Here is a 23,572-nt window from a genome sequence, read left to right on the forward strand (position 1 = left end):
ATCGGTGTCGATATCGCCACCCGCCTCGATGCCAACCCGGATGCGTTTCTGATGGCGGTTGCCGTGGCTGCATCCTGCGCGTTTTTGACCCCCATCGGTCATAAGAACAACACCATTATCATGGGTCCTGGCGGCTACAAATTCGGTGATTACTGGCGAATGGGACTGCCGTTGGAGATTCTGGTGTTGCTGGTAAGCATCCCGATGATTCTATTTGTCTGGCCTCTTTGAGATCCCATGGCAGGCTGACGGAGTTCGCCAAAATGAGGCCAAAGTGCACGCATTCCAAAGACTATTGACCCCCCGCTTCAATTTTCCGAAACCTGTTAATCGGCGTGTGAATTTGATCCACCTTGGCCCCTAATCAGCGCCGAACGATGATTCGCTAAATTATCGGACAAGGTCCGAAATATATGGGGTTTAGTGCTTTCGAATGTGTCAATATTGGACGCCGATGGTGATCATTTTTTTATGCCGATTGACACAATCACAGTGATTGCAATTGGTTGCTGTACTCGGCGAAGTTAAGGTCGCCGCCACCGCCGTTGTTTTTCGAGGATGTCCTATGAATATAGTTTGTCTTTTCGGCAGCCCCCGCAAGCAGGGGAACAGCGCCACCGTCGCCCGGCATTTTCTGCAGCGGGCCGAACAGCATGGCGCCAGCGTGCGGAGCTATTATCTCAACGACCTTAACTATCGTGGCTGCCAGGCCTGCGATGCCTGCAAGACCAGCCATGAGCGCTGCGTGCTGCAGGACGATCTGGCGCCGGTCCTGGAGGCGGTATTCGAGGCCGACCTGCTGGTGATGGCTTCGCCGGTTTACTACACGGATGTGTCTGCCCAGCTCAAGGGTTTCATCGATCGCAGCTATTCTTATTTGCTCCCCGGCTACATCGCCATGGAACATCCCAGTCGGTTGCCCGTGCGCAAGCCGCTGGTTTTCATCCTGACGCAGGGGCATCGCGACCCGGCTTTGTTCGCCGACGTTCTGCCCAGGTATCGGGATGTCTTTCACTGGACCGGTTTTGCCGAAACCCATTCGCTGCGGGTGGTCGATGTCTACAGGAAGGGGGATGTCGATTCTCGGCCGGATATTCTGGCGGAGGCTGAACAGCTCGCCGACCGTCTGCTGATGGGAGCAGGATAGGCTGGCGCACTGATTTTTTTGCTGTCGGCGCAACCTCAGGGATTCATCATGACGAGTTCTCATTCGCAGCATTGCATGGCCTGTGGGTCCGCTCTGCTTTATAGCGACACCCCGATCATAACGACCTGCCACCTTTGTGGCGGCTCCGGTTGCTCCTTGATCCGCTGTCCGCAGGGACATTATGTCTGTGACAGCTGCCATGGCCAGAGCGTTCTGGCCCTGCTGCCGCTTGCGGCGGAGCGGGTGAGGGGGGAGGCGCCCGAGGATATTCTGGAGGAGTTGTTCGGGGTGCCGAAGCTGCCGATGCATGGCCCGGAACATCACTCCGTTGCCGCCCTGGCCCTGTTGCTGGCCGCGCGCCGTCAGGGGCGCCCGCTCAATGCCGTTGCCGTTGCCGAGACGATCCGGCGCGCCATGATCATCCCCGGCGGCGCCTGCGGCTACCTGGGCAGCTGCGGCGCCGGGATCGCCCTGGGGGTGGCCGTCAGCATGCTGACCGGCGCGACTCCGCTGAAGGGGGGCGAGCGCGCCCTGGCCAACCGGGCGTCTGCGGCCGGTCTGGTCGCCGCCGGCGATGGCGGTGCGCGCTGCTGCAAGCGGGCCCTGCGCAACGCGGTGCGGGCAGGGCGGGAGTTTCTGCAGCAGGAACTGGGGATCGAGCTGCCGGCCCCGGCCGCTGAAATCCACTGCCGGGACAAGGCCCGCAACCGTGAGTGTCTCGGTAGCGGCTGCCCCTATCTTTAACGGTTTCGTTACTTCTGAGGAGGATCCATGTCTGCCGATTCGTTGTTGAGTTTTCTCAAGCCGCAGCTGGGCCGCGAGATCCACGTCGGTTCCTGGCTGACCATCACCCAGGAGCGGGTTGACCGTTTCGCCGAGGTGACCGGCGATGTTCAGTGGATACATACCGACCCGGAACGGGCGGCCAAGGAGTCTCCCTACCGGGCGACCATCGCCCACGGCTACCTGACCCTGTCGCTGCTGCCCTGTCTGACCGAGAGCAATCACCCCGATTTTTTCCAGAAGAATTATCCCGGCATGAAACTGCGGGTCAACTACGGCGTCAACAAGGTCCGCTTCCCATCCCCCGTGCTGGTTGGTTCCCGCATCCGCGCCCGGACCCTGCTGGAGCGTGCCGAAAGGGTTGGCGAGGCGGTGCAGATCAGCTATCGGATCACCGTGGAGATCGAAGGAAACGACAAGCCGGCCTGCGTGGCCGAATCGCTGGTTCGGGTTTACCCGTGATCGATCGGTGACGAGCGAACGCAAAAAAGCCGGAGCGCAGGCCCCGGCTTTTTTGGCGTCAATGCGGTATCCGTTATTTGCTGGCTTGCCCGGCCGCCTCGTGGGGCGAGGTGACACCGCGAACGATTCCGACCAGCAGCATCAGTGCAGGAACCAGCTGCATGGCGACGATCAGGCCGCAGAAGCCGAGGAACAACCAGACCAGAAGGCCGCTGCCCTGGGCCGCGGTTCCGGCGGCGAAGGCGCTGGTTGCCAGGGTCATGAGTCCGGTAAAGAGTGCGCTGGTTCTGGCGATCGCTTTCATGGTGTCCTCCTTTTAAGGTTTTTGTTGAATCCGTTGCGTTCAGGTTTCTATGTTACTTGCTGGTTTCTTCGGCGGCTTCTTCGCGCGGAGCCATCACCCCCTTGACGATGCCGAGCATCACCAGCAGGGCGGGGATCAGCTGGGCGGCGACGATCATGCCGCAGAAACCGAGGAAAACCCAGACCACGATCCCGCTGTGGTCAACCCGGCCGCCGCTGGCGAAAGCGGAGCTGGCAAAAGTCATCAGGGTGGCGGTGGCGGCGGCGATTCTGGCGGTGGCTTTCATGATGTCCTCCTTGTGGGCTCTATGGGTTTAAAGATGACGTCTTGTTCAATTGGGTGGTTCGTCATTTATCCTGTTTCAACGGTTTGAGGCGGCTTGCCCTGCGCGCTTGCCGAACAGGCTTTTGGTCCCGGCGATGAAGAGGAGCAGGCCGGGGAGCAGCTGGGTGGAGACGACCAGGGCGAAGAAACCGAAGAAGAGGATGGTCATCAGGCCGAGGCCGGAATTGCCTGCGCCATTGGAGGCCAGGGCGGAAGAGGCTGAAGCGATGAGCAGGATGATGGCCGACGGAAGGGAGTTTTTCATGGCGTGCTCCTTGGGTTCGCTGTTGCTTGCTGTTGACTTGGTATATAGCGAAGAGCGTACCAATATTGGAAATATTTTATCAGTGTTTTGCAAGCTTTCGTTTTTGCGAGTGAAAAAACTTTATTGGGAACATCGGAGAGGCTTGTTGGCGGGGGACTTTGTATAAGTTAAACATACAGGTCAACGTGTGTTCATGTTAATTCAATTGCATTAAAAATAAGGCAACCACGCTTTTTTAAAAAAGAAACCATGAAAAAGGGGGTGTATCCCCTTTTTATACAGGGTGTATAGGCGGAGGCAAGAAGGCAGAAGGTGGGGGGAGGAGACCCTGGAGCGTCTTTACCCTGGTCGGACGAACCGTTGCGAAGAGAGGATCAGTCAATGATCGATTATGATGCGCGCCTTGACTTCCAGGTGCGGGATTACGAGTGTGACATGCAGGGGGTGGTCAACAACGCGGTGTACCAGAACTACCTCGAGCATGCCCGACATGAATTCATCAAGACCCTGGGGGTTGATTTTGCCGATTTGGCCAGGCAGAAAATCAACCTGGTTGTGGTCAGGGCCGAACTTGACTACAAGACCCCGCTGGTCAGTTCCGATCGCTTCTGGATCGGCACCCGGCTGGAAAAACTGACGCCCCTGCGGTTTGTATTTTTTCAGGACATTTACCGCACAGCGGATCAGGCCCTGGTGGTGAAGGCGAGGATTATCGGAACCGCTCTCAACGAGCGGGGGCGGCCGAAAATGCCTGCCGAGATCGCCCGGGCCCTGACCCCGAAGGCTGCTGTAAGCGTTGAGTGATAGGAGAATATTCTACAGGTGGCGCAGGATATGCTACACCCGGGAGCCGTTCGGATAACGGTTCCCGGTTTTTTTTATGTGAAATTGGACGCTTGGCAAGATGGCACGGCTCGTGAAAAAGATCACGCAGGGAACAAGCTGCTCACTTGTTGCCTCCTGTTCAAGGTCCTGAGCATGACGGTAAAAGGCTTATTCATTTATTTCAAGGAGACAGTAAATTATGAGTCGTCGTGGTTTTATGCTGGTGCTGGTCGGGGTGCTGGTTCTTTTCGCCGGAGCGTTTGCTTTCAGCGGGTCCGGTGTCAAGACGGAATCCTCTGTCGAACTGCAGGTCGGCAATCTCACCTGCGGCGCCTGCGTCGAGAAAATCAAGGGGGCTGTGTCCGACCTGGATGGCATCGGTGGTGTAGAGGTTGATCTGGCGAGCGGACTGACCCGAGTTTCCTTTGATAGTAGCCGTACTGATGCGGCGGCTATCGCCGAGCGGATCGCCCGTGCCGGTTATCCGGTTGGCCCTTCTGCGGAAGGTCGGGTGGTTCCGTCCACCAGTGACGTTCGTTGTCCTGCCGCCAAACCGGTCAGCAAGAGCGGGTGCGGTGGCACCTGTTGTGGCTAGTCAACCGTTGGTGCCATCAACAACTCAACACATGGAGAGATAGAATGTCTGATCGTGATTCAAAACGCGCCCAGTTCGACGCGGATAAGAAAAAAAATTACCTGCCCCTGCTGGCCTTTGGCCTCCTGCTCCTGGCCGGCGTCGCCCTGATCGGTTGGAAGTTTATCGGTACCGGCGAGGGGAAATACCCGCTGGTCACGGCTGTTGCCGGCCAGGTGTCGATTCCGGTCGCCCGGCTCGATGATGGCAATGCTCATTTTTTCAGCTATCGGCAGGGGGAAACCGTGATTGATTTTTTTGTGCTGAAAAGCCATGACGGCGTGCTTCGGGCCGCTTTCGACGCCTGCGACGTCTGCTATCGTGAAAAGAAAGGCTATCGCCAGGAAGGGGACGAGATGGTCTGCGTCAACTGCGGGCAGCGTTTCAGTTCCGATCGCATCAACGAAGTCAAGGGCGGCTGCAATCCGGCGCCCCTGGTCCGCAACGTAGCCAACGGTAACCTGGTGATCACCGAACAGGACCTTAAGCTCGGCGCTCGCTATTTTGAAGGGATCTGATCTCCCATGAAGCTTCGCACCATCGCGTTCAATAACCTGCGCCGGCGCAAGTCGCGCCTGGCCTTCCTGGTGATCGGCCTGTTGATCGGCATCGCCACGGTAGTGACCATGCTGTCGCTCTCTGAGGCGATGACGGCCGAAGCGCAGCATAAGATGGAGAACTTCGGTGCCAACATCCTGATCACCCCGAAAACCGACGAGCTGTCGCTGTCGTACGGCGGCATCACCTTGGGCGGCGTGACGGTCGACCCCCGGGAAATCCGCGAGGCTGACCTGGACCGGATTCTTACGATCCCGAACCGCCGCAATATCGCCGCCGTGGCCCCGAAGATACTCGGGGCGGTGCAGGTGAAAGGTGAGCGGGTCATGCTCATGGGGGTTGCCGCTGACCGCGAATTTCACCTCAAGCGCTGGTGGAGCGTCGATGGCCGGCCGCTGGCGGCGACCAACGAGCTGGTTGCCGGCAGCGCCGTGGCCCGGCGGCTGGGCCTGGTCATGGGCGAGACGGTCGCGATCGAAGACTTTCCCTTTTTGGTGACCGGGATCCTGCAGGAAACCGGCTCTCAGGACGACGACCTTTTGATCGCTTCGTTGCCGACGGCTCAAATCCTGCTCGGTAAGCCTGGCCTGGTTTCTTTGGTCGAGGTGGCCGCCCTCTGCGGAGACTGCCCGGTCGACGATATGGTCAGCCAGATCGCCGCGGTGCTCCCCGATGTCAAGGTCGGCGCCATCCAGCAGGTGGTCAAAAGCCGGATGCATGCCATCGAGCAGTTCCAGGTCTTCGCCTTCGGGGTGGCGGCCGTGGTGATCCTGATCGGCGCCCTGGTGGTCTTCGTCACCATGATGGGCTCGGTCAATGAGCGAACCCGCGAAATCGGCATTTTCCGTGCGCTCGGCTTTCGCCGAGGGCACGTGGTCAGCCTGATTTTGACCGAGGCCTTCTGGGTCAGCCTGTTGGCCGGCGTGCTCGGCTTTTTCAGCGGTATGCTGGCGACCCGCCTGCTGCTGCCGGTGCTGGCCGAAGAGCACGTTCACCTGACCTGGGATCCCCTGCTGGCTTCGGGCTCGATCCTGCTGGCCGTGGTCGTGGGTACCCTGGCTTCGCTCTATCCGGCCCTGCATGCCAGCCGGCTTGATCCGACCGAAGCGTTGCGCACCCTTTGAGTTAACTGCTTTTTCCAACCTGGATGGTCTTATGGCATTTATCGAAATCAGCGGATTGAGCAAATTTTACGACAGCCGGGCCGGGCGCGTTGACGCTTTGGCCGGCATCGATCTGAGTATAGACGAGGGGACGTTCCTCGGGGTGATGGGGCCTTCCGGTTCGGGCAAGAGCACCTTCCTGTCGATTCTCGGCGGGCTCTGCCACCCGTCTTCCGGAACCCTGCGCATCGACGGCATCGACCTCTTTCAACTGCCCGGCGAGAAGCTCGCCGATTTCCGGCGCGAGTACCTCGGCTTCGTTTTTCAGTCGTTCAATCTGGTCCCCTACCTGACGGCCCTGGAAAACGTCATGCTGCCGTTGGCGGTAAAAAAGATGCCGACTGCCGAGAAGCGCGAGCGGGCCTTGCAGGTGCTTGCGCGGGTCGGGCTGAAGGCGCGGGCGACCCACCTGCCCGGGGAACTCTCAGGCGGCGAACAGGAGCGGGTCGCCATTGCCCGGGCCCTGGTCAACCGCCCGCCGCTGATCCTCGCCGATGAGCCGACCGGCAGCCTCGACAGTGCGACCTCGGCGGAAATCATGGCGCTCTTTGCCGAACTCAATGCCGAGGGGCAGACCATCGTCATGGTGACCCATAATCCGGAAACGAAATCCTGCTTTCACCGGACCCTGTTCCTGCGCGACGGGCAAATCGCCGATGCCCAGGAGCCGGCGTTGTCCGGCGGCTAGGAGAGTCCCGTGGTCCTGCTGCTGCTGATCCTCATCGGAGGGATCGCCTGCGCCATTCTCGCTGAACAGGAGAAGGGGCGCGAGGACGTCGCTCGTGGGCACGACGACTGCCCGGGCTGCGGGCATGCCGTCGATGCGGAGTGGCTGATCTGTCCCCACTGCCGTTCCATGCTGCGTGAACGCTGCACGGGTTGCGGTCAGCAGCGGTCCGTCTTTCACCGTTATTGTCCGCAGTGCGGCGAACCGGAACAGGAGCGGACAGCATGAAGCGCTGCATCGTTGTCTTCGCATTGGGACTGGCCGCCGGCACGGCGGTGCTGGCATACAATCTCTGGGCCTACTGCTGCGGCCGCTGCACCCTGCGCGGTTTTCTGGTCATCGGGCCTTTCGAAAAAACAATGATTGGGCTGACCCTTGTTGCGGGGCTGTCGCTTGTCGCGCTCAAGGCTTTTCGCCGCCGCCAGCTGGCCGGCCGCCGCTGCAACTGCGGGGCCATGCTTTCCGATGCCTGGGCGTTCTGCCCCGAATGCGGCGTCAGCCGCCGCTGATCCGGAACCGTTCGTTTAATCCTTTCTCGTTATTCCTTCTGGCTATTTTCCTGTTTGTCATTACAATTATATAGATTAAGATGAATGTCTGTTCCTGGGTCTGCCGCAGGAGTTGACCCCTGCGGCTGGCTCGGGTACGAAAAACCTGGCGGGAGCGGCGCCGTCTCTGCTGGCGCGCGAGGCGTTCAGGCCATAACCTTTCGTTGCTGCCGGGTTATCGATATTTTTTCTGCAGGATGCCTGACGAATGAATACAAGGGGTGACTTCATGCTGAAACGGTATGTGCTGCTGATCCTGTTCTCTGTCGGACTGCTGTCCGGCTGTGCCGTCAACCCGGTGACCGGCAAGAGCGAACTTCGGCTGGTTCCGGAGAGTACCGAGATCAACCTCGGCAGCGAACAGTATGCCCCCAGCCGGCAGATGCAGGGGGGGGATTACACGGTCGACCCCGAGGTGGCCGCCTATGTCAGCAGCGTCGGCAACCGGCTGGCGGCGGTCAGCGACCGCGGTTTGCCCTACGAGTTCAATGTCATTAACGATTCGACCCCCAATGCCTGGGCGCTGCCTGGCGGCAAGATCGCCATCAATCGTGGTCTGCTGACCGAGCTGAACAGCGAAGCGGAGCTGGCGGCGGTACTGGGGCACGAGATCGTGCATGCCGCGGCCCGTCATGGCGCCAAGGGGATGGAGCGTGGGATGCTGATGCAGGGGGTGGTGCTGGCGGCCCAGGTGGCATCGAGCAACAGCGAATTCGGCAACTTGGCGGTCGGCGGCGCGGCATTGGCCGGCCAGATGATCGGCCAGAAATACGGTCGTGATGCCGAGACTGAGTCGGATTATTACGGTATGCAGTACATGGCGCGGGCGGGGTATGACCCGCGGGCCGCCATTGGCCTGCAGGAGACCTTCGTTCGCCTGTCCGAAGGGAAGAGGCAGGATTGGCTGTCCGGGCTCTTTTCCAGTCACCCTGCATCGCAGGAGAGGGTCGAGGCCAACCGCGAGACGGCCAAGCTCTTTCCTGCCGGGGGGGAACTCGGGGTGGAACGCTACCGGCAGAAGATGGCGACCCTGATCCGCAGCAAGGAGGCCTATGCCGCCCACGACCAGGGGCGCAAGGCCCTGGCCGAGGGGAATGCCGAGCAGGCGCTGGCGCTGGCGGAGCAGGCGCTGGCGGCCGAACCGCGCGAGGGGCTGTTCCATTCGCTGCTCGGCGACGTGCGCTTCAAGCAGGGGCGCTACCAGGACGCGGTGACCAATTACGACCGGGCCCTGCTGCGCAACGGCGAGTATTTTCATTTCTTCGTCAAGCGCGGCCTGGCCCGCGAACAGCTCGGCCAGAAAGATGCCGCCTACGCCGACCTGGAGAAGAGCCTGCAGCTGTTGCCGACGGCCACCGCCCTGAATTCGCTGGGCAACCTGGCGCTGGCCCGGGGCGATCGCCAGAAGGCCAAGGAATTTTACGCCGCCGCCGCCGGTTCCAAGTCCGAACCCGGACAGGAGGCCGGCCGTTCCCTGGTTCGGCTCGACCTTGCCAATAACCCGAACCAGTATCTGCAAATCCGCCTGGGGCTCGATGGCTCCGGGTATCTGCTGGCTGAAGTCGTCAATCCGACCGGTGTCCCGGTGGCCGATATCGATTACCTGGTTCAATTCGTCGACGACCGGGGGGCGCAACGACAGGTCGCGCTGCGGGTTCCCGCTACCCTGGCGCCCGGCACCTCGGCGCGGATGTCGACCGGCATCGGACCGGTCAGCAGCGGCGCGTCACTCAAAGGGCTAAAGGCGGCGATCGTCAAGGCCCGCGTTGCCGAATAGGGGCGGCCCGAATTTTCGCCGGTTATTCAAGAGAGGTTCACATGCTGTTGTCTTTGTTGAAAAAACGCCGTAGTATCCGGAAATTTCAAGCGCTTCCGGTGGTCGCCGAAAAGGTCGACCAACTGGTGGAGGCGATGCTGCGGTCGCCGTCATCCCGCGGGTACAATCCCTGGGAGTTCGTCGTGGTGACCGATCCGAGCCTGCTCAAGCAGCTGTCTAAGGCCAAGGAGCATGGGTCGGCTTTGCTCGAGGGGGCTCCTCTGGCCATCGCGGTCTGTGCCGATCCGCAGATTTCAGACGTCTGGATCGAAGATTGTTCGATTGCGGCGCTGATCATTCATCTTGCCGCCGAGTCGCTTGGGCTCGGGAGCTGCTGGGTGCAGATCCGGGAGCGCCGCCACAGCAAAGACCTCTCTTCCGGCGACTTCGTGCGCAAAGCCCTGGCGCTGCCGGACAGCTGCCAGGTCGAAGCGATCGTCGGCATCGGTTATCCGGCCGAGAAGAAGCCGCCCCATCCGCGGGAATCGCTGCTTTACGATAAGGTTTACAGCAACCGTTACGGTACGCGCTGGTCCATGTCAGATCCCGGTCGCCGGGAGAGTTTTATCGAAAAAGTTGCTTTTGCCATGGAGGATTATTTCGGTTCCGACGACCGTCGGATCGAACATGCCCACCGGGTTGCCGGCTATGCCCGGGAGCTTCTTGCCGCCATCGATGCCGACGAGACCCTGACCCTGCTGGCAGCCTATCTGCACGATATCGGCATCCCCGAGGCCGAACGCAAATACGGCAGCTGCCCCGGCCATTGCCAGGAGCAGGAAGGGCCTCCCGTGGCCCGGGCTCTGCTGGAAAAACTCGGTGCCGACGAACGCCTGATCGTGACGGTATGCGAACTGGTCGGTTGTCACCACACCCCGGGCGCGATCGATTCGCCGGAATTTCGCATCCTCTGGGACGCCGACGCCCTGGTGAATCTTGTCGATGTTGTCCCAGGCAAGGATCCCGAGCAGATTGAACGGATCCTGGAAAAGTCGCTGGTCACTGAAACCGGCTATCGCCGGGCCCGCAAGCTCTTTTTGTCCTGAATCTTTCGTTTTATTTGAAAAAGCCAACCTGTGTCTGTATGCTGACAGGACATATTCTCTGCGCATACTCATATCGGGAGGGCAACATGACGGAAATCCAGAAGATCATCACGTTTCTCGACACCTACCAGGCAAAGAACGGTCTCGAAGGCTTGTCTGCGGCCGAAGCCAGCCGGCTCCTCGATGAGGCCGGCCTTCTTGCCGATGATGCCGCCAAGCCGGGAGAACCGGTGCGCCGGTTGTTGCGGAACGGGAGTATCCCGCACGCGTACAAGGTGCAGGGTAAGTGGGTTATCCCCCCATCTTCCCGTCCCGTTGCCGCCGCCGAATCCGGGCCGGAAAAAACGTCGATTTCGCGAATGAAAATCCTGCTTCGACTGCTCTATTCCATTCTTTTCCTGCTGGTCTTTGAAGTTCTCCGGCTGATCGTTCAGCTGACGGTGCTGGGTCAGTATGTCTACCTGCTGATCATGGGCGTGCCGAGTGTGCCGCTGAGAAAATTCGGGGCCAGGGTTTCCGATTACACCTACTCTGTTCTCCGCTATCTTACCCTGTCTGAAAACGCAAAACCCTATCCCTTCGCCAGTTTTCCGGGTGAGGTCTCGCCGCCGGAGCCGGACGTCTCGTTCGAGTAACCGGCAACATCTGGCCAGCATGATTCGCTGGCCAGACATTTTTGCTGAATCTGGTTATGCACTTGGCTCCAGTTGAGGTTGGTTGGCCGCCAACCAGACCAATCGAATTCACAGGAATAGGCAGGATATCCAGGATAATAGATTAACTGTTGAGTGCCACCAACTCGTGGACACTTTTTAGTGCCACCAGCTCGCGGACTCAATGATTGCTAACGCATTCTGTATGCGAATTCATCGACCTGGGTTTTATCCAGGAATAGTTTCAGTCTTTGTTCTTTGACATCGATAGTAGCCACCACGTATTCAAGTTTCAGTTCTGGAGGTACGGAGAACTGTTCGCCGAAAATATTGAGCTTTAGATCGCTACGGATCAGACGCACCAGATGGTAGCGGCCGACCTCCGGCTTTTCCAGTCGCTGCCGAGGGACTTCCTCATGGTTTGGAAATCTGAGCTGTGCCTGCGTGGCCGCCAGTGCTTTGAGAGGCGTTTTTCCGCCCAGCTTGCTGTAGCGATATTTGCTGTTATGACGTTGTTCGAAAGCAAGGGTTCCCACTCGCAACTCCTCGGCGGTTGTCATGATCACTTTGTTGAGGAACTTCTGCTGGTAGTGATCATTGAACTGCTCGATCAAACCGTTGCGCCAGGGTTCCGACATCGGGACGAACCAGAGTTCGACGCCATGATGCAGGCATAGGCGGATAAACTGACTCGTAGCCCGAGGATATTTTGGACTACCGAAGAAGGATAAGGCGTTGTCGACCTGAAGATTGTCCGGGATTCCAAGTCGAGTCCAAATAGCCCAAGTTCCATCCAGAATGTCCTCGCCGGATTTGGATGGCGACGAATGCAGCCCGCATCGTGCCGTTGCAGCATCGATTGTATTGAGGCCGTAGAAACGGATCGGCCCCGTCAGATAACACGGGCCGACCATATCCATTTGATGTGTCTGATTCGGCAGAAACGCCGGGAGTTTGGGATAAGGTGTTCCTTTGGGTTCGTATTTGCCGGTCCTTCGATGGGTCAGCTCGTTGCGACTCAGAATGCGATTAATCGTGCGTAGTGAAGGCAATGGCTTAATGCCAAGATCCTCAAGTTCCCACAGGATTGCTTGGGCGCCACAGAACAGATCTTGATTGTAGAGATTGAGGCGAATCATCTTGGTGATCTCTTCAATCTCCAGCGGTGTCCGATTGGTTGCATGGGACAAAACCGTCGGTCGATTTTCACACCAAGAGCTGTTTTTCTCATCGTAGCGCGAGATCCATTTGTAGAGCCAAGACCGTGATCGACCCATGGAAGCGCAGATCGATTCGGGCTTTTCGCCTGACAGAAAACGCAGAACCGCTTGGATACGTTGTTTAATCTCATCCTTCATGAACACCTCCGTATGGGAAATGTTCAGAGAATGATGGGTGGCTATTCGATTGTCAGAGAACTATTTTTGTCCACGAGCTGGTGGCACATATTTTTGTCCACGATGTGCTGGCACTCAACAATTAACCATTATGGTTTCTGAGCTTTATCCTGTCCAGCCTGTCTATCCCTGTTAGAAGTCTTTTTGCTTTCGACCTGTACTCATTCTCTTGAGTAACGTCATAACTGGATTGCTGAATAATCAATGAGGGCAGGGACACCGGTTCCCAGCTGCCGTCCGCCAGAGAGAATCGCAGTGTCAGTTCTCTGTTGCGGTGATCCTCCATCTCCTGTTACTTTCTCTCCTGGTGGGGGTATGCTGTCGCTATTTCTGGCGACCCGATTCAGAACTGACCGATTTGTGGAGTTATGAATGAAAAATGGGGAGCGGTTCCCCCTGGGGCTGAAAAATCAGTTTGCCAGTGACAACTATGCCGGCATCTGCCCCGAAGCCTGGCAGGCCATGGCGGATGTTTCGACGGGATATGCCAATTCATACGGCGATGATTTGCACACGGCCCGGGCCTGCAACCAGTTGCGGGATTTTTTTGCGACGGATTGCCAGGTTTTCTTCGTTTTCAACGGCACCGCCGCCAATTCGCTGGCCCTGGCGTCATTATGCCAGTCTTATCACAGTATTGTCTGTGCCGAATCGGCCCATATCGAAACTGACGAATGCGGCGCCGTCGAATTTTTCTCCAATGGCACCAAGGTGCTCCTGGTACCGGGCCGGGAAGGGAAAATCGACCTGGAGGCGGCCGAGCATGCGATCACCCGGCGTACCGATATCCATTATCCGAAGCCGAAGGTTCTGAGCATTACCCAGCCCACAGAGCTGGGCACCGTCTACAGTGTCGAGGAAATGCAGGCCGTCGGTGCCCTGGCGCGAAAATACGATATGAAACTGCATGTCGACGGAGCGCGGTTCGCCAATGCCGTGGCGTCTCTGCAGGTCGCGCCGGCGGAAATCTCCTGGCAGGCCGGAGTCGATGTGCTGACCTTCGGCGGAACCAAGAACGGGCTGGCGGTGGGAGAGGCCGTGGTGTTTTTCGACGCCCGGCTGGCCCGGGAGTTCGATTACCGCTGCAAGCAGGCCGGGCAGCTGGCCTCCAAGATGCGCTTCCTGTCGGCTCCCTGGAGCGGCATGCTGGCTGCTGGCGCCCTGCTGCGGCACGCCGCCCATGCCAATGATTGTGCCAGCGCACTGGCTGCCGGCCTGGGCGCGGTTGCCGGTCTCGAGGTGGTCTATCCCTGCCAGGCCAACGCGGTCTTTGTCAAGATGCCCGATCCCCTGATCGAGGCCCTTCGCCGGCGGGGATGGCATTTCTACACCTTCATCGGTTCGGGGCTGGCCCGCTTCATGTGTTCCTGGAGCACCCGTAAGGCGGATATCGATGAGCTGCTCGGCGATGTTCGGGAGCTGGCCGCCGCCTGCTGACCGGCATTGCCGAATTTGCCGGCGCCTTGCCCGTTTCCCTGTCTTGACATCCTTCGGCTATTTTCTTACCCTGCGAAACATTTTCGGTTCGGCAAAGAAAGGATTTCCCTATGCGCGTCACCGCCATTATCCCAGCCCGCTATGCTTCGACGAGGTTTCCCGGCAAGCCCCTGGTCGACATTCTGGGCAAGCCGATGATCCAGTGGGTTTACCAGCGGACCATCGAATCGTCGCGGGTGGACCGGGTTGTTGTCGCCACCGATGACGAGCGTATTTTCGCAGCTGTCAGGGCGTTTGGCGGCGAGGTGCAGATGACCAGCCCGGACCATCCCACCGGCACCGATCGGCTGGCCGAGGTTGCGCAGCGCATCGACACGGACATCGTGGTCAACGTGCAGGGGGACGAGCCGTTGATCGACCCGCGGATGATCGATCTGGCCGTCGCGCCGCTGGTGGAGGATGCCGCCATCCCGATGGGAACGCTGATGACGCCGATCGGGTCGGTAGAAGAATTTCTCAATCCCAACGTGGTCAAGGTGGTCGTCGATGCCAAGGGCTTTGCCCTCTATTTCTCCCGGGCCCCGATTCCCCATCCCCGCGACCATGCGCAGAACCTGTCCGAGTATTTCAGTCAGCTCAAGGCATACAAGCACATCGGCCTGTATGTCTACCGCAAGGGCTTTCTGCTCGACTACCCCAAGATGCCGTCGACCCCCCTCGAAAACAGCGAAAAACTCGAACAGCTCAGGGCCCTGGAGCAGGGCTACCGGATCCGGGTCGTGCCGACCGACCTGGTTTCCCAGGGGGTTGATACACCGGCCGATCTCGAGCTGGTCCGGGCATTGCTCGGCGCTGCCGATCAAGGATAGCCGCCGGCCAATTTGGGGGTTTTCTTTTTAGGGGCATCAGTGTACTATTCCTGCTTTGATTTCAAACTCGGGCCGGCCATTCGGCGCCCCGGGTGCCAATAAAAGGAGTTCGGATGAAAACCAAGTTTGTGTTTGTGACCGGGGGAGTGGTTTCTTCACTCGGGAAGGGGTTGGCCGCCGCGTCGATGGGGGCGCTGCTGGAGGCGCGCGGGCTGCAGGTATCGATGCAGAAGCTTGACCCCTATATCAACGTTGATCCGGGAACCATGAGCCCGTTTCAGCATGGTGAGGTTTTCGTGACCGATGACGGGGCCGAGACCGACCTTGACCTCGGTCATTACGAGCGTTTCACCACCGCGACCCTCTCCCGCAAATCGAACTTTACCACCGGCCAGGTCTATGACTCGGTGATCCGCAAGGAGCGCCGCGGCGATTATCTGGGCGGCACCGTTCAGGTCATCCCGCATATCACCAACGAGATCAAGGCCAAGATCCTTGACAATGCTCGCGGGGTCGACCTCGCCATCGTCGAGGTCGGCGGCACTGTGGGCGATATCGAATCGCTGCCGTTTCTCGAGGCGATTCGCCAGTTCCGCACCGACCGCGGGCATGAAAACGTTCTCTATATTCACCTGACCCTGGTTCCCTATATCCCGACCGCGGGTGAGCTGAAAACCAAGCCCACCCAGCACAGCGTCAAGGAACTGCGCGAAATCGGCATCCAGCCCGACATCCTGCTGTGCCGCTGCGACCGTGAAATTCCCCGCGACATGAAGGCCAAGATCGCCCTCTTCTGCAACGTCAAAGAGGAGGCGGTCATCACCGCCCGCGATGTCGGCTCGATCTACGAGGTGCCCGTTGCCTACCACGAACAGGGGCTCGACGAGCGCCTGGTCGATTATCTGAATATCTGGACCAAGGCGCCGGATTTGTCCGAGTGGCAGCGGATTGTCAAGCGCATCAAGGAACCGGCCTCAGAGACGACGATCGCCATTGTCGGCAAGTACGTCGAGTTGACCGAGAGCTACAAGTCGCTGGCCGAGGCGCTGATCCACGGTGGCATCGCCAACGATTGCCGGGTCAATCTCAAGTATGTCGATTCCGAGGCCCTTGAGCGGCACGGCATCGACGGAACTTTCGACGATGTCGACGGCATCCTGGTTCCCGGCGGCTTCGGCGAGCGCGGCAGCGAGGGGAAGATCGCGGCGATTCAGTATGCCCGGGAAAACAAGATTCCATTCTTCGGCATTTGTCTCGGCATGCAGATGGCCGTGGTCGAATTCGCCCGCAATGTCTGTGGCGTTGAGGATGCCTTCTCTTCCGAATTCCGCGAAGGGGCCAAAAATCCCGTCATTCACATCATGGAAGGGCAGAAGACCGTCAAGGGCAAGGGCGGTACCATGCGACTCGGAACCTACCCCTGCGCACTTGGTCAAGGGACGCTGTCCCGGCGCATCTACGGGCAGAAAAACATCTCCGAGCGGCATCGGCACCGGTTTGAATTCAACAATGCCTACCGCAAGCAGCTGGAAGGGTGCGGGCTGGTTCTTTCCGGCATCAATCCCGAGTCTGACCTGGTCGAGATCGTTGAAATCGCCGAACACCCCTGGTTTCTCGGTTGTCAGTTCCATCCCGAATTCCGGTCCCGTCCGATGACTCCGCATCCGTTGTTCGAGTCTTTTGTCGGCGCCTGTCTGAAGCAAAAAGGAGATATCCAAGGTGGTGCGTGAAGTCGCTGTCGGCAATGTGGTTTTCGGCGGCAATCGGCCCCTGGTGCTGATCGCCGGTCCCTGCGCCATCGAAAATGAAGGCCTGACCCTGCGCATCGCCGAATTTCTCAAGGAGCTGACCGCTTCGCTGGGGATCGGCCTGGTGTTCAAGGCGTCCTACGACAAGGCCAACCGCACCTCGGTCAGCGCCTTTCGCGGCCCCGGCCTGGAGGAGGGCCTGCGGATCCTGGCGCGGGTCAAGGCCGAGTTCGATCTGCCGGTCCTTTCGGATGTGCATGATATCACCCAGGTCGCCCCGGCGGCCGAAGTGCTCGATATTATCCAGATCCCGGCCTTTCTCAGCCGGCAGACCGACCTGCTGGTGGCGGCGGCGCAGACCGGGAAGGTCGTCAATGTCAAGAAGGGGCAGTTTTTGGCCCCCTGGGACATGAAAAACGCGGTGGGCAAGCTCGAAGCCAGCGGCAACCGGCAGATCCTGCTGACGGAACGGGGCGCCTCGTTCGGTTACAATAACCTGGTAACGGACATGCGTTCGCTGGTGATCATGCGCGAAACCGGCTGCCCGGTCATTTTCGACGCGACCCATTCGGTGCAGCTGCCGGGCGGCGCCGGAACCGCATCCGCCGGTCAGCGGCAGTACGTTGGTGCCCTTTCGCGGGCGGCAGTGGCGACCGGCATTGACGGTCTCTTCTGGGAGGTGCATGAGAACCCGGAAGAGGCCCTCTGTGACGGGCCCAATTCGCTCCCGCTGGATGGCCTGAAGAAGATGCTCGAACAGGTGCTGGCCATTGACGCCATAGCAAAAGGTTGTTAGCCGTTGAATCAGATGATTGAAACCGCAAAGCATGTTCTCAAGGTCGAAGCGGACGCCATTGTTGCCCTGCTCGACCGGATCGATGACCGCTTCGTTCAGGCCGTGGAGATGATCCTGGCCTGCAAGGGGCGCCTGGTGATTACCGGGATGGGAAAATCGGGGCTGATCTGCCAGAAGGTGGCAGCCACCATGGCCTCGACCGGTACCCCGACGCTCTTCCTGCACCCTGCCGAAGGGATCCACGGTGACCTCGGCATGCTGATGAAGGGCGATGTGGTGATGGCCGTTTCCAATTCCGGGGAAACCGAGGAAATTGTCCGCATTCTGCCGGTCATCAAGCGCATGGGCCTGCCCCTGATTTCCATGACCGGCAACGCCGGAAGTACCCTGGCCCGCGCCGGCGATGTCTTTCTCGACATCTCGGTCAAGGAGGAAGCCTGCCCGCTCGGCCTGGCGCCAACCGCCAGCACGACGGCTACCGTGGCCATGGGCGACGCGCTGGCAGTGACCTTGCTGATCCGCAGGGGCTTCAAGGAAGAGGACTTCGCCCTGTTCCATCCCGGCGGGGCCCTGGGCAAGCGCCTGCTGCTGCGGGTTGAGGATATGATGCATGCCGGCAGCGCCATTCCCATGGTGGCCGAAGAGGTTCCGCTCAAGGAAGCCCTGTTCGAGATCACCAGTAAGAAGCTTGGCATCACCGGAGTGTGCAACAGCCAGGGAGCTCTAGTCGGGGTCTTTACCGACGGCGACCTGAGGCGTGCCATCGAAAAAGGCCTTGATGCGCTCAATCGCCCCATCGGCGAAGTGATGGCGGTCAAACCCAAGCGCATCCTGCGTTCGAACCTGGCCGCCAAGGCGATGCAGAAAATGGAAGAGTTTTCCATTACATCCTTATTTGTTTTCGAAACAGAAGAGACGCAGACTCCGGTCGGTATTATTCACTTGCATGATCTGCTCAAGGCGGGAGTGGTTTGATGTTGAAAGATCTGGGGAAAATCAAGCTGCTGCTGCTGGATGTCGATGGCGTGCTGACCGACGGTCGTATTACTTACGACAATAACGGGGTGGAAACCAAGGCGTTCGATGTCAAGGACGGACATGGCCTTAAGCTGGTCCAGCGGGCCGGGATTGCCGTCGGCATTATTACCGGGCGGTCCTCGGCTGTGGTCGCTTTGCGGGCAAAGGAGCTCGGCATCGAAATTGTCCATCAGGGGGCATTGGACAAGCTTGTTCCCTATGCTGCGGTGCTGGACTCTTTGGGTTTGACCGATGAGCAGGTTGCCTACGTCGGTGACGACGTGGTCGACCTGCCCATTTTGCGGCGGGTCGGTTTTTCAGCGACGGTGGCCGACGCTGTCGATGATGTGAAACCGCTGGTCGATTACGTTGCCAGGCGTTCCGGCGGCCGCGGCGCGGTGCGGGAAATCTGCGATTTCATCCTGAAGAGTTCCGGGGCCTGGACCGAGGTGACCGGACGCTACTTCGGCGGCCAGCAGGGCTGATAACCCTTTCAAATCCCATGCCAATGGGCCAGTATTCGTCTTTACACCTCCCAAGTGAAATGTTATACTGATCACTAGCCATGAAAGTAAAGATAACGCTACGGAATGTTTTAGGTTTTGCCATTGTGTTGATGGCATTGTCGTTGGCTGTGACGGTGTTGTGGAATTTCCGCGGGGAGGCGCCCGAAGAGATCTTGCAGGTGCTGCCCGGCAATGTCGATCTGGCTCTGAAGAAAATCGACTATACGGAAACCCGTGACGGCGTCAGACGCTGGAACCTGGTTGCGGATTCGGCCGATTACAACGTGAAAAGCGGCACGACTATTGTCCAGAACGTCTTCATGACGTTTTTTGATGAAAAAGGGGTCGAGGCTGGAACCTTGATCGCAAAAAACGGCGAAACTCAATCTGACAATAAAAAAGTCAGCGTTCAGGGTGATGTGGTCGTAAAGAGTTCACGAGGCTATGCTTTTTATGCGGAACAACTCGATTATTCCGATGCGACACGGATGATCAGCACCGAATCGCCGGTTCGTATCGTTTCTTCGCGGATGGAGTTGACCGGCCGGGGACTTCGTTTGAATGTAGACACTCAGGCTTACCGGGTTTCTTCTGATGTGAAGGCCCGGGTTCAGGGTAGCGGTAAGCAATGAAAAAAATGATCTTGCATATAGTCCTGCTGCTGGTTCTCTCATGCGCCGGGATGGTTTCCGTCCAGGCTGAAGAAAAATCGGCCCCGGGACGCTACTCCAGTGATCAGCCGATCGAGATTGCCTCTGATCGCCTTGAAGGCAATGACCAGGCTGGAAATGCCAAATTCTCCGGTAACGTGGTAGCGAAGCAGGGCGATGTGACGATCTATGCTGAAGAACTGCATATCTACTATCAGTCGGGAAGCCGGGGGATAGATAAGGTTATCGCTTTGAATGGCGTGCGGATCGTCCAGGGGGAACGGATCGCGACTGGTGACAAGGCCGTCTTTTTCAATCAGCAGGGCAAGGTGGTTCTTTCCGGGGGGCCGAAGGTTCACCAGGGAAAGGATTTCATCCAGGGTGATGAAATCACTGTATTTCTGAATGAGGAACGCAGCGTGGTGACCGGCAAGGAAGGCGGCAGGGTCAACGCGGTGTTTCATCCCCAGGGGGATAAAAAGTGAGTCGTCGGCTCTCTGCCCGGGGGCTGTGCAAGGCCTACAAGGGCCGCCAGGTGGTACAGGCTGTTGATCTCGAGGTCGCTTCCGGCGAGGTGATCGGTTTGCTGGGACCCAACGGTGCGGGAAAAACCACCTCCTTTTACATGGTGGTCGGCCTGGTCCGCCCCGATCAGGGGAAGGTCTTTCTGGATGAACATGAAATCACCGAGCTGCCGATGTACCAGCGGGCGCGGGCCGGTATTTCCTATCTGCCCCAGGAAGCTTCGGTCTTTCGCAAGCTGACGGTCGAACAGAACTTGCTGGCGATTCTCGAAACCCTCGATCTTACGGCCAACCTGCGGGTTGAACGGATGCAGAACCTGCTTGACGACTTTCGCCTGGGGCATGTCGCAAAATCTTACGGATATGCCCTTTCGGGGGGCGAGCGAAGGCGTCTGGAAATTGCCAGGGCCCTGGTGATCGAGCCGGCTTTCATCCTTTTGGACGAACCGTTTGCCGGGATTGACCCGATCGCGGTCATGGATATCCAGAATATCATCACCCAGCTCAAAGAGCGCGGCATCGGCGTTCTGATATCAGACCACAACGTGCGTGAGACCTTGGGGGTGTGCGACAAGGCGTATATCCTCAACGAGGGAGAAATCCTCGAATATGGCGTGCCGGCTGAAATAGCCGCGAGTTCAAGGGCTCGTGCCATATACCTTGGTGAGAAATTCCGGCTGTAAGCCGTCGAATAACGTGAAACCGTTCAATAACGGAACGAGTGGATAATGGCCTTAGAACTCCGTCAGCAACTAAAACTCAGCCAGCAGCTGGTAATGACGCCACAGCTGCAGCAGGCGATCAAGCTGCTCCAGTTGTCCCGGATGGAGCTGGTCGACATGGTGCAGCAGGAGCTTGAGGAGAATCCCGTTCTGGAAGAGGGAGCTGAAACCCTCGAAGAGAAGGAACTGGAAGAAGCTGCCGCAGAATCCCAGAAAAGCGAAGAATCGGCTGAAGAAATCAAGGAAGTTGCCGGTGACAATGAAGGTATGGCTGACATCGATTGGCAGACCTACCTCGAAGGGTACAGCCTGGGCGGTTCCACGGCCGATTTTTACGAAGAAGATGATGATCGACCCTCCTACGAAAATCTGCTGACCAAAAAAGGGACGCTGACCGATCACCTGATGTGGCAGCTCAACCTGTCGCGGATGGATGACGAGATTCGCCAGATCGCCGCTGAAATTATCGGCAATCTCGATGATGACGGATATCTTCAGGCGTCTCTCGATGAAATTGCCGAAACCACCGGCGCCTCTCTCGAGAAGACCACCGAAGCCCTCGACATGGTGCAGGATTTCGATCCGCCCGGAGTCGCTTCGCGCAATCTGCAGGAATGTCTGCTCCGTCAGGTAGAGCACCTTGGTATGGCCGGCAGCCTGGTCGAATCGGTTCTCAGGGAGCACATTGCCGAACTGGAAAACCGCAAATACCCGGTGATCGCCAAATCCCTCGGGGTCACCCTCGACGAGGTATTCGGGGCCGCCAAGATCATATCCGGTCTTGATCCGCGTCCCGGCAGCGTGTACAGCCAGGAAGACGTCCATTACATCACCGCGGATATTTTCGTTTACAAGATCAACGAGGAGTACGTTGTTGTACTCAATGACGAGGGGCTTCCGAATCTGCGGATCAACTCGTTCTACCGCAACGCTCTTTCGGGCGGTGAAAATATCGACGCCAAGGCCGGGGAGTATATTCAGGATAAAATGCGCGGCGCGGTGTGGCTGATCAAGAGTATCCACCAGCGCCAGCGAACGATATACAAGGTCACCAAGAGCATCGTCAAGTTTCAGCGGGAATTCTTCGATAAAGGGGTCAATTATCTTAAACCCCTGGTTTTGAGGGATGTCGCCGAAGATATAGAAATGCACGAGTCGACGATCAGTCGTGTCACCACCAATAAATATGTCCAGACGCCGCAGGGTCTTTTTGAGTTGAAATACTTTTTCAACAGCGGCATCAACACGACCGAGGGCGATTCCATCGCATCGGAAAGCGTAAAGAGCAAAATAAAAGAGATTATCGCTGCCGAAAATACGCGCAAACCCTACTCTGACCAGAAGATTGTCGACATCCTGCATCAGCAGGGAATCGACATCGCCCGTCGCACGGTCACCAAATACCGCGAAATGCTCGGTTTGGGGTCGTCTACGGAGCGAAAACGGCTTTTTTAATTCCGCGCTTGTGGCCAACACTCAAGATGTCGATATACTTGAAAAAGATTGGTTTCACGCGGCGGAAACTTATCACCAGGAGGTTTCACTATGCAAATTGACGTTACATTCAGACATATGGAAGTCAGCGAACCCGTTCGCGCTTACGTAGAAGAGAAACTGGACCGGGTCAAGAAGTACATTGATGAGCCGATTGATGCGCAGGCGGTTCTTTCGGTCGAAAAAAAGATCCGGCACAAGGCTGTCGTGACCATTTCTGCCAAGGGAATCACTATCAAGGCCTCGGAAGAAACCAACGATATGTATGCGGCGATCGACTCCATGGTCGACAAGATCGAGCGCCAGCTCAAGCGTTACAAGGAAAAGCTTAAACAACACAAGCCGGTCAGCGGACGTGAGCGGCAGATTCAGAAGACTGTCTTCGCCGCCGAAAGCATCGATGTCGGTTCACCTGAACCGACCATTATTCGCAGCAACAGTTTCCAGGTAAAGCCGATGGCGGTCGAAGAGGCGGTCATGCAGATGGACCTTCTGCATAAGGACTTTCTGGTCTTTACCGATTCGTCTTCAGAAGAGATCAATGTCGTATACCGGCGCAAAGACGGTAACTACGGTTTGATTGTTCCGCAATCGAAGTAATTGCCCGCAACCCGACAGCGGGGGGACGCCCCCCCGCTGTCGGGTTTTTTAGTTTCCCCGAAAATACAAAGCATACAGGTTATGAAGATAGCAGACCTTCTAAATCCGTCGGCAATTGCTGCGGACCTTAAGTCGACGGGTAAAAATGATGTGCTAACCGAGTTGACCGACGCCATCGTCAGGGTGACCAGCAGCCTGGAACGGGATGAAGTCATCAAGGTATTGCAGGAGCGTGAGCTCCTCGGCAGTACCGGCATCGGCGAAGGGGTGGCCATTCCCCACGGGAAACTCAGGAATATCGATCAACTGCTGCTCTCCTTCGGTCGCAGCCGGGGCGGGGTGGATTTTGACTCGATGGATGGCAAGCCGGCTCATCTCTTTTTTCTGCTGGTGGCGCCGGAGGAGTCGGTTGGAATTCATCTGAAGACCCTGGCGAGAATATCCAAGCTGCTGAAAAATCCCGCTGTAAGGCGACGTCTCATTGATGCCGGCGACAGTGAGGATATCTACCGCATCATCGTCGAAGAAGAAGACAAGTTATAATCGACCAGAGCGGC

General features: G+C 58.1%; 30 protein-coding genes. 26 read left to right on the forward strand and 4 right to left on the reverse strand.

Going from position 1 to position 23,572, the window contains the following annotated elements:
• The 4 genes from ABYV89_RS01090 to ABYV89_RS01105 form a co-directional block, all read left to right on the forward strand.
• Positions 1-231 (forward strand): anion permease (locus tag ABYV89_RS01090; RefSeq protein ID WP_432821068.1); only part of this gene is annotated, 231 nt, incomplete at its 5' end.
• Positions 232-565: 334 nt separating this feature from the next.
• Positions 566-1,147 carry a flavodoxin family protein gene (locus ABYV89_RS01095; RefSeq protein ID WP_432821069.1) on the forward strand — a complete coding sequence of 194 codons (582 nt, stop codon included), beginning with the start codon at positions 566-568 and terminating at the stop codon, positions 1,145-1,147.
• Positions 1,148-1,195: 48 nt separating this feature from the next.
• Positions 1,196-1,891 carry a DUF5714 domain-containing protein gene (locus tag ABYV89_RS01100; protein WP_432821070.1) on the forward strand — a complete coding sequence of 232 codons (696 nt, stop codon included), beginning with the start codon at positions 1,196-1,198 and terminating at the stop codon, positions 1,889-1,891.
• 27 nt (positions 1,892-1,918) lie between these two features.
• On the forward strand, positions 1,919-2,392 hold the full coding sequence (locus ABYV89_RS01105; RefSeq protein ID WP_432821071.1) for a MaoC family dehydratase: 474 nt from the start codon (positions 1,919-1,921) through the stop codon (positions 2,390-2,392).
• Between the two features lie 73 nt (positions 2,393-2,465).
• On the opposite strand, the gene ABYV89_RS01110 is transcribed toward ABYV89_RS01105, so the two are convergent.
• The 3 genes from ABYV89_RS01110 to ABYV89_RS01120 form a co-directional block, all read right to left on the reverse strand.
• Positions 2,466-2,696, reverse strand: a complete 231-nt coding sequence (locus ABYV89_RS01110; protein ID WP_432821072.1) for a hypothetical protein — start codon at positions 2,694-2,696, stop codon at positions 2,466-2,468.
• 52 nt (positions 2,697-2,748) lie between these two features.
• Positions 2,749-2,982 (reverse strand): hypothetical protein, encoded by a 234-nt coding sequence (locus tag ABYV89_RS01115; RefSeq protein WP_432821073.1) that lies wholly within the window; start codon positions 2,980-2,982, stop codon positions 2,749-2,751.
• Between the two features lie 75 nt (positions 2,983-3,057).
• Positions 3,058-3,285, reverse strand: a complete 228-nt coding sequence (locus ABYV89_RS01120; RefSeq protein WP_432821074.1) for a hypothetical protein — start codon at positions 3,283-3,285, stop codon at positions 3,058-3,060.
• A gap of 381 nt (positions 3,286-3,666) precedes the next feature.
• Between ABYV89_RS01120 and ABYV89_RS01125 the strand changes: the two genes are divergently transcribed.
• The 10 genes from ABYV89_RS01125 (at position 3,667) to ABYV89_RS01170 (ending at position 11,237) form a co-directional block, all read left to right on the forward strand.
• On the forward strand, positions 3,667-4,089 hold the full coding sequence (locus ABYV89_RS01125) for an acyl-CoA thioesterase (protein ID WP_432821075.1): 423 nt from the start codon (positions 3,667-3,669) through the stop codon (positions 4,087-4,089).
• 220 nt (positions 4,090-4,309) lie between these two features.
• Positions 4,310-4,705, forward strand: coding sequence for a heavy-metal-associated domain-containing protein (locus ABYV89_RS01130; RefSeq protein ID WP_432821076.1), 396 nt, complete (start codon positions 4,310-4,312; stop codon positions 4,703-4,705).
• A 44-nt stretch (positions 4,706-4,749) separates the two neighbouring features.
• Positions 4,750-5,262 (forward strand): Fe-S-containing protein, encoded by a 513-nt coding sequence (locus ABYV89_RS01135; RefSeq protein WP_432821077.1) that lies wholly within the window; start codon positions 4,750-4,752, stop codon positions 5,260-5,262.
• Positions 5,263-5,268: 6 nt separating this feature from the next.
• Entirely contained in the window at positions 5,269-6,426 is a 1,158-nt protein-coding gene (locus tag ABYV89_RS01140; RefSeq protein ID WP_432821078.1) for an ABC transporter permease, read from the forward strand.
• A gap of 31 nt (positions 6,427-6,457) precedes the next feature.
• Positions 6,458-7,153 (forward strand): ABC transporter ATP-binding protein, encoded by a 696-nt coding sequence (locus ABYV89_RS01145; RefSeq protein WP_432821079.1) that lies wholly within the window; start codon positions 6,458-6,460, stop codon positions 7,151-7,153.
• A 9-nt stretch (positions 7,154-7,162) separates the two neighbouring features.
• A complete protein-coding gene (locus ABYV89_RS01150) occupies positions 7,163-7,420 on the forward strand; it encodes a double zinc ribbon domain-containing protein (protein WP_432821080.1) in 258 nt (85 codons plus the stop codon).
• Complete coding sequence (locus ABYV89_RS01155) at positions 7,417-7,701, forward strand: hypothetical protein (protein ID WP_432821081.1); 285 nt, start codon at positions 7,417-7,419, stop codon at positions 7,699-7,701. Before ABYV89_RS01150 ends, ABYV89_RS01155 begins: the two co-directional genes overlap by 4 nt.
• A gap of 268 nt (positions 7,702-7,969) precedes the next feature.
• On the forward strand, positions 7,970-9,517 hold the full coding sequence (locus ABYV89_RS01160; RefSeq protein WP_432821082.1) for a M48 family metalloprotease: 1,548 nt from the start codon (positions 7,970-7,972) through the stop codon (positions 9,515-9,517).
• A 41-nt stretch (positions 9,518-9,558) separates the two neighbouring features.
• The gene (locus tag ABYV89_RS01165; RefSeq protein WP_432821083.1) at positions 9,559-10,602 is read left to right on the forward strand and encodes a nitroreductase family protein; all 1,044 of its coding nucleotides are present in this window, start codon (positions 9,559-9,561) and stop codon (positions 10,600-10,602) included.
• A gap of 86 nt (positions 10,603-10,688) precedes the next feature.
• Positions 10,689-11,237, forward strand: coding sequence for a DUF4389 domain-containing protein (locus tag ABYV89_RS01170; protein ID WP_432821084.1), 549 nt, complete (start codon positions 10,689-10,691; stop codon positions 11,235-11,237).
• Between the two features lie 209 nt (positions 11,238-11,446).
• On the opposite strand, the gene ABYV89_RS01175 is transcribed toward ABYV89_RS01170, so the two are convergent.
• Entirely contained in the window at positions 11,447-12,613 is a 1,167-nt protein-coding gene (locus ABYV89_RS01175; RefSeq protein ID WP_432821085.1) for a helix-turn-helix domain-containing protein, read from the reverse strand.
• 411 nt (positions 12,614-13,024) lie between these two features.
• Here ABYV89_RS01175 and ABYV89_RS01180 point away from each other — a divergent pair, with 411 nt between their 5' ends.
• From ABYV89_RS01180 to ABYV89_RS01235, 12 genes are all read left to right on the forward strand, one after another.
• A complete protein-coding gene (locus ABYV89_RS01180; RefSeq protein WP_432821086.1) occupies positions 13,025-14,089 on the forward strand; it encodes a threonine aldolase family protein in 1,065 nt (354 codons plus the stop codon).
• Between the two features lie 110 nt (positions 14,090-14,199).
• Complete coding sequence (gene kdsB, locus ABYV89_RS01185) at positions 14,200-14,958, forward strand: 3-deoxy-manno-octulosonate cytidylyltransferase (RefSeq protein ID WP_432821087.1); 759 nt, start codon at positions 14,200-14,202, stop codon at positions 14,956-14,958.
• A gap of 113 nt (positions 14,959-15,071) precedes the next feature.
• Positions 15,072-16,688 (forward strand): CTP synthase, encoded by a 1,617-nt coding sequence (locus tag ABYV89_RS01190; RefSeq protein ID WP_432821088.1) that lies wholly within the window; start codon positions 15,072-15,074, stop codon positions 16,686-16,688.
• Positions 16,678-17,502 carry a 3-deoxy-8-phosphooctulonate synthase gene (gene kdsA, locus ABYV89_RS01195; RefSeq protein ID WP_432821089.1) on the forward strand — a complete coding sequence of 275 codons (825 nt, stop codon included), beginning with the start codon at positions 16,678-16,680 and terminating at the stop codon, positions 17,500-17,502. Before ABYV89_RS01190 ends, kdsA begins: the two co-directional genes overlap by 11 nt.
• A gap of 12 nt (positions 17,503-17,514) precedes the next feature.
• On the forward strand, positions 17,515-18,477 hold the full coding sequence (locus tag ABYV89_RS01200) for a KpsF/GutQ family sugar-phosphate isomerase (protein WP_432821090.1): 963 nt from the start codon (positions 17,515-17,517) through the stop codon (positions 18,475-18,477).
• Positions 18,477-19,004, forward strand: coding sequence for a KdsC family phosphatase (locus ABYV89_RS01205; RefSeq protein ID WP_432821091.1), 528 nt, complete (start codon positions 18,477-18,479; stop codon positions 19,002-19,004). The genes ABYV89_RS01200 and ABYV89_RS01205 overlap by 1 nt, the downstream gene beginning before the upstream one ends.
• Before the next feature lie 80 nt (positions 19,005-19,084).
• Positions 19,085-19,657, forward strand: coding sequence for an LPS export ABC transporter periplasmic protein LptC (gene lptC / locus ABYV89_RS01210; protein WP_432821092.1), 573 nt, complete (start codon positions 19,085-19,087; stop codon positions 19,655-19,657).
• Positions 19,654-20,160 carry a lipopolysaccharide transport periplasmic protein LptA gene (gene lptA, locus ABYV89_RS01215; RefSeq protein WP_432821093.1) on the forward strand — a complete coding sequence of 169 codons (507 nt, stop codon included), beginning with the start codon at positions 19,654-19,656 and terminating at the stop codon, positions 20,158-20,160. The genes lptC and lptA overlap by 4 nt, the downstream gene beginning before the upstream one ends.
• Positions 20,157-20,882 (forward strand): LPS export ABC transporter ATP-binding protein, encoded by a 726-nt coding sequence (gene lptB / locus ABYV89_RS01220; protein ID WP_432821094.1) that lies wholly within the window; start codon positions 20,157-20,159, stop codon positions 20,880-20,882. Before lptA ends, lptB begins: the two co-directional genes overlap by 4 nt.
• 45 nt (positions 20,883-20,927) lie before the next feature.
• Positions 20,928-22,376, forward strand: a complete 1,449-nt coding sequence (gene rpoN / locus ABYV89_RS01225) for an RNA polymerase factor sigma-54 (protein ID WP_432821095.1) — start codon at positions 20,928-20,930, stop codon at positions 22,374-22,376.
• Positions 22,377-22,466: 90 nt separating this feature from the next.
• Positions 22,467-23,015 (forward strand): ribosome hibernation-promoting factor, HPF/YfiA family, encoded by a 549-nt coding sequence (gene hpf, locus ABYV89_RS01230; protein ID WP_432821096.1) that lies wholly within the window; start codon positions 22,467-22,469, stop codon positions 23,013-23,015.
• 81 nt (positions 23,016-23,096) lie between these two features.
• A complete protein-coding gene (locus ABYV89_RS01235; RefSeq protein WP_432821097.1) occupies positions 23,097-23,558 on the forward strand; it encodes a PTS sugar transporter subunit IIA in 462 nt (153 codons plus the stop codon).
• Positions 23,559-23,572: the final 14 nt, after the last annotated feature.

It is taken from the genome of Trichloromonas sp. (genome assembly GCF_041583255.1).
Lineage (GTDB): Bacteria > Desulfobacterota > Desulfuromonadia > Desulfuromonadales > Trichloromonadaceae > Trichloromonas.